The 4,670-nt window shown below is 74.4% G+C and carries 4 protein-coding genes; 3 read left to right on the forward strand and 1 reads right to left on the reverse strand.

Annotated features, from left to right (window positions below; translation table 11 throughout):
• The 3 genes from NON00_RS24080 to NON00_RS24090 all read left to right on the forward strand — a co-directional run.
• On the forward strand, nt 1-1,407 hold a 1,407-nt coding region (locus NON00_RS24080; RefSeq protein ID WP_256025334.1), incomplete at its 5' end, for a hypothetical protein.
• Nucleotides 1,408-1,585: 178 nt separating this feature from the next.
• Entirely contained in the window at nt 1,586-2,362 is a 777-nt protein-coding gene (locus NON00_RS24085) for an SDR family NAD(P)-dependent oxidoreductase (RefSeq protein WP_256025335.1), read from the forward strand.
• A gap of 88 nt (nt 2,363-2,450) precedes the next feature.
• Nucleotides 2,451-3,314, forward strand: coding sequence for an LEM-3-like GIY-YIG domain-containing protein (locus NON00_RS24090; RefSeq protein WP_256025336.1), 864 nt, complete (start codon nt 2,451-2,453; stop codon nt 3,312-3,314).
• A gap of 59 nt (nt 3,315-3,373) precedes the next feature.
• On the opposite strand, the gene NON00_RS24095 is transcribed toward NON00_RS24090, so the two are convergent.
• Entirely contained in the window at nt 3,374-4,441 is a 1,068-nt protein-coding gene (locus tag NON00_RS24095; RefSeq protein ID WP_256025337.1) for a trypsin-like peptidase domain-containing protein, read from the reverse strand.
• Between the last annotated feature and the right edge of the window lie 229 nt (nt 4,442-4,670).

A 4,670-nucleotide genomic window follows, 5' to 3' on the forward strand; every position in this document is an offset into this window, starting at 1 on the left:
GCCGCGCGGGGCCGCCCCCTCCTGCTGGCGCGCGACCCCACCGCCCCCGCCGCCGCCGAGCCCCTGCTGCACCCGGAGCCGGGGCAGCGCGTGCTGCGCGCCCGGCTCTCGCCCTGGACCCTGCTCGACCTCGCCGAGGAGGTGCATGGCGGCGGGGCGGACATGGCGCTGCTGGCCGCCGCCGCCGGGGTGCCCGTCGCCGGGCGGCGGCTGGACGCGGCCCTCCTCTGGGCCGCGCTGATCGCCGCCACGCGCTGCGCCGACCCCTTCCTCTCCCGCCCCTGGCGCTTCGAGCAGGCGCAGCGCCAGCTCGCCGACTGGCGCCGGGCGCAGGAGGAGAGCCGGCGCGTCACCATCTGCTTCGGCATGGCCTTCTGGAAGCGCCGGCGCATCGCCGCGCTCTTCGCCCATGCCGGCGGCGCGCCGCGCTTCACCCGCAGCGCCGACCACGCCATCGCCGAGGCGAAGCGCCAGGGTGGCGCCGTCGCCGCCTGGGCCGGGGCCATGCCGCAGGGCTTCCGCGAGGCCTGCGGCCGCGCCGGCGTGCCGCTGCTGACGGTGGAGGATGGCTTCGTCCGCTCGCGCGGGCTGGGGGCGCGCTTCCTGCCCGGCGCCGCCTATGCGGTGGATGACCGGGGCGTCTATTACGACCCGGCGCGGCCCAGCGCGCTGGAACACATTCTGGCGACCGCCGATTTCCCGCCCGAACTGCTGGCCCGCGCCGCCGCGCTGCGGGAGGCGATCGTTGCGCGCGGCGTCACCAAGTATAATCTGCGTGGCCCCGCCCCGCGACTCGCCGCCCCACCGGGCTATCCCTGCCTGCTGGTGCCGGGGCAGGTGGAGGATGATGCCTCCGTCCGCCTGGGCGGCGCCGGGTTGCGCGGCAACCTCGCCCTGCTGCGCGCCGTTCGCCGTGCCCATCCCGGCGCCTGGATCGTCTACAAGCCGCACCCGGATCTTGAGGCGGGCTTCCGCAAGGGCCGCCTGCCGCCGGAGGCGCTGGAGGGGCTGGCGGATGAGGTCGTCACCCAGGCTCCGCTCACCGCGCTGTTCCCGCAGGTGGCGGCGGTGCACACGCTGACCTCGCTCTCCGGCTTCGAGGCCCTGCTGCGCGGCGTGCCGGTGGTCACCTGGGGCCAGCCCTTTTATGCCGGCTGGGGCCTGACGGAGGACCGCGCCCCGCCGCCCCGCCGCGGCCGCGCCCTCAGCCTGGATGCGCTGGTGGCCGCCGCGCTGATCCTCTTTCCCCGCCAGGTGGACCCGGTGACGGAATTGCCCTGCCCGCCGGAGCTGGTGCTGGAGCGGCTGGAGCAGCCGGAGGCCTGGAGGATTTCCCCCCTGACGCTGCATCGCGGCGTCGAGGGCTGGCTGCGCGGCCTCTGGGCGCGCCAGAGGCGGCTGCGGTGAGGGGCATGGCCTTGAGAGGGGCTCCGCCCCTCTCAAACTCTCCCCGCCAAAGGCCTGAGGCCTTTGGAAACCCATTTGTGGAGGCCCCCCTGAAGGCGGGTGCAGGGGATACTATCCCCTGTTGGGGGAGTTTGAGGGGGCAAAGCCCCCTCAAGCCGGCTGCGATGGGGTGCGAGGGGTGAGGGCGTTCCGCTCGGTGGTCATCACCGGGGCATCGCGCGGGCTGGGGGCGGCGCTGGCGCGGCGGCTGGCGGCGCCGGGGGTGGTGCTGGGTCTGGTCGGCCGCGACGCGGCGGCGCTGGAGCAGGTGGCGGCGGCCTGCGCGGCGCGCGGCGCCACGCCGCGCATCGCCCGGCTCGATGTGCGCGACGGCCCGGCCCTGGCCGCGGCGCTGGCCGAATGGGACGCGGCGGCGCCGGTGGACCTCGCCGTGGCCAATGCCGGCATCGCCGCCGGCACCCGCCCCGGCGGCGCGCGCGAGGGGCTGGCCGCGCTGCGCGACCAGATGGAGGTGAATTTCCTCGGCGCCGCCCATCTCGTGGAGCCGCTGCTGCCGGCCATGCTGGCGCGCGGGCGCGGCAGCTTCGGGCTGGTCTGCTCGCTCTCCTCCTTCCGCGGCCTGCCGGACAGCCCGGGCTATTGCGCCAGCAAGGCAGCGCTGTGGAGCTATGGCGAGGCGCTGCGGGCGGAACTGGCGCCGCGCGGCCTCGCCGTCACCCTCTTCGCCCCCGGTTTTTTCGACAGCGCCATGGGCGGGCGCTGGGAGGGGCCGCGCCCGCTCTCCATCAGCGCCGAGGCGGCGGCGGCGAAGCTGGAGCGCGCCCTGCGCCGGGGGGCCGCGCGCGCCGCCTTCCCCTGGCCGCTCGCCCTGGCGCTGCGACTCTCCCCCCTCGCGCCCGCGCGGCTGGTGGATGCGCTGGTGCGGCGCATGGCGTTCCGCATCCGGGAAGACTGACCAAAAATTGATTTTCCGGAACGATTCCGGATCGAGTCGAATACCCTTGGTTGATCGGCCGGGCATCACCGCACGCCAGGGGAGCGACATGAGCGACAGGCTGGGCCTCGCGGGGCGGGGCTTTGAGGGCCGGGGCTTCGAGGGCCGAGGCTTCGAGGGGTTGGGGCATTACGTCTACAGCCTGACCGACCCGCGCACCGGGCGCTTGTTCTACATCGGGCGGGGCCATGGCGACCGCGCCTACCAGCACGGGCGGGAGGCGCTGCGCAACCCGCACCCGACGGACCGGCTGGAGATCATCCGCGCCATCCAGCAATGCGGGCTGGATCCGGTGATCGACATCATCCGCCACGGCCTGACCCCGCAGGCGAGCGAGGAGGTGGAGGCGGCGCTGATCGACTTCGCCCTGCACCGCTATGACGGGCTGGCCAATCTGGTGCGCGGCACGCATGTGGACCGGGGGCTGACCAGCCTTGGCACCTTCCTCTCCGACCATGCCGCCTGGCCGCTGGAGGTGCCGGACCAGCCCGTGCTGCTGGTGTCCATCGGGCGGAGCTGGATCGACGGGATGGATTCCTCGGCCCTGTGGGAGGCGGCGCGGAAATGGTGGCATGCGCGGCGCATCATGCCGGGCTGCGAGTTCCTGCTGCTGGCGGCGGCGGCGGGCATTGTGCGCGGCGCCTGGGCGGCGCGGCATGAGTGGGACGGGCTGGTCACCTGGGACATGCTCGATGACCGGCGTCGCATGATCTATGGCGAGACGGAGGAGCGGTTCCGCCCCTTCCCGGCGCGCTGTTTCACCGGGCAGCCGGTGCCGGTGGAGGAGGCGCGGCTGCTGGTGGGGCGGCATTTGCGGCATGACGCGGTGCGGCTGCGCGGGCCGTTCCGCTACCTCGGGCGCTGGCCGCTCGCCACCCTGGCGCTGCAGCCGGATGAGATGCTGCTGGCGTGACCCCCGCCTGGGTGCGCCACCCTGGCGGGGCCGCGGGGGCGGCGCCCCCGCTTGGTGCCTTACGCGCCCTTCTCGCAGCGGATGAACACCGTCCCCCGGTTGGCGACATCGCCGACATCAGCCGCGCTCTGCTCGGCGCCGCTGCTGGCGGCGGTGCGGGGCTGGAGGCCGGCGCGGCGCAGGAAGGCCTGGGCGTCATTCCCCTTCACCGCGAAATTGACGTTCTGAGGGATGTCCCCGGTCTGCTTGGCGATGTTCTGCGCGTGCAGCTTGCTGACGACGACGCCCACGACATTGCCGTGCAGGTCGAGCAGCGGCCCGCCGGAATTGCCCGGCTGCACCTCGGCGCTGACCTGATAGTGGTTGGGGTTGTTGCCCAGCCCGTTCAGCCCGTTCACCTCGCCGCGCGTCAGCTTGGGGTCGGAGGAGAGCAGCCCCGGCAGGGGGAAGCCGTAGGCGATGACCCCTTCGCCGCGCCGCACCTCGGGGGAGGCGCGGAAGGGCAGCACCTCGCCGGGGTCGCCCGGCACGGCGAGCAGGGCGAGGTCCAGCTTGTCATCGACGCGGGCGGGCGGCACGGCGGGCAGGGTGCGGCCATCGGCCGTGCGGATGAAGATGCGCTCGCAGCCATTCACCACATGCTGGTTGGTCAGCACGCGGTCGGTCGCCACCACGAAGCCGGTGCCGGAGGAGGCGCGGGCGCGCGGGTTGGGCGCGCCGGGGGCGGGGGCGGAGGCGGCGGCGCGCAGGTCGCCGGCGGTGACTTCCACGCGCGGCTCGGCGCAGATGTCGCGGTTGCGCAGCACGGCCTGCCGCCCGTCGGCCACCACCATGCGGATATCGAAGCGGCACCCGGCCTCGGCGCGGGTGCGCAGGGTGAAGGATTTGTCCGTGGGCATCGGGCGGGGGAGGGTGTTGCTCCCCCAATCCTGCCGCCCGCTGCGCACGGCCTGGACGGTGGTGGCGTCCTGCCCGGTGCGGTTGGCGATCTGGATGCGGTGTTCCTCCGCCGCCGGGGCAGCGGTGGAAGGCGCGGGCGCGCTCTGCGCCAGGGCCGGGAGGGGAAGCGCGGCCAGGGCCCAGATCAGGGTGGCGGGCAGGGTGCGGCGTGGGGCGGGGCAATGCATGGAGCGTGATCTTTGCCTTCGCCCCCGCCCGGTCAAGCGCTGCCCGGTGGCGCGCCGGGGGATGTGGTCTTGAGAGGGGCTTCGCCCCTCTCCGCACCTGCGCGGCAGTGCCGCGCAGCCACCAAAGGCCTGAGGCCTTTGGAAACCCATCAGTTGGCGCCCCCTGATGGCGGGTGCAGGGGACCCTGTCCCCTGCTGGGGGAGTTTGAGGGGGCAAAGCCCCCTCAAG

It is taken from the genome of Roseomonas sp. GC11, assembly GCF_024437745.1.
GTDB lineage: Bacteria > Pseudomonadota > Alphaproteobacteria > Acetobacterales > Acetobacteraceae > Pseudoroseomonas.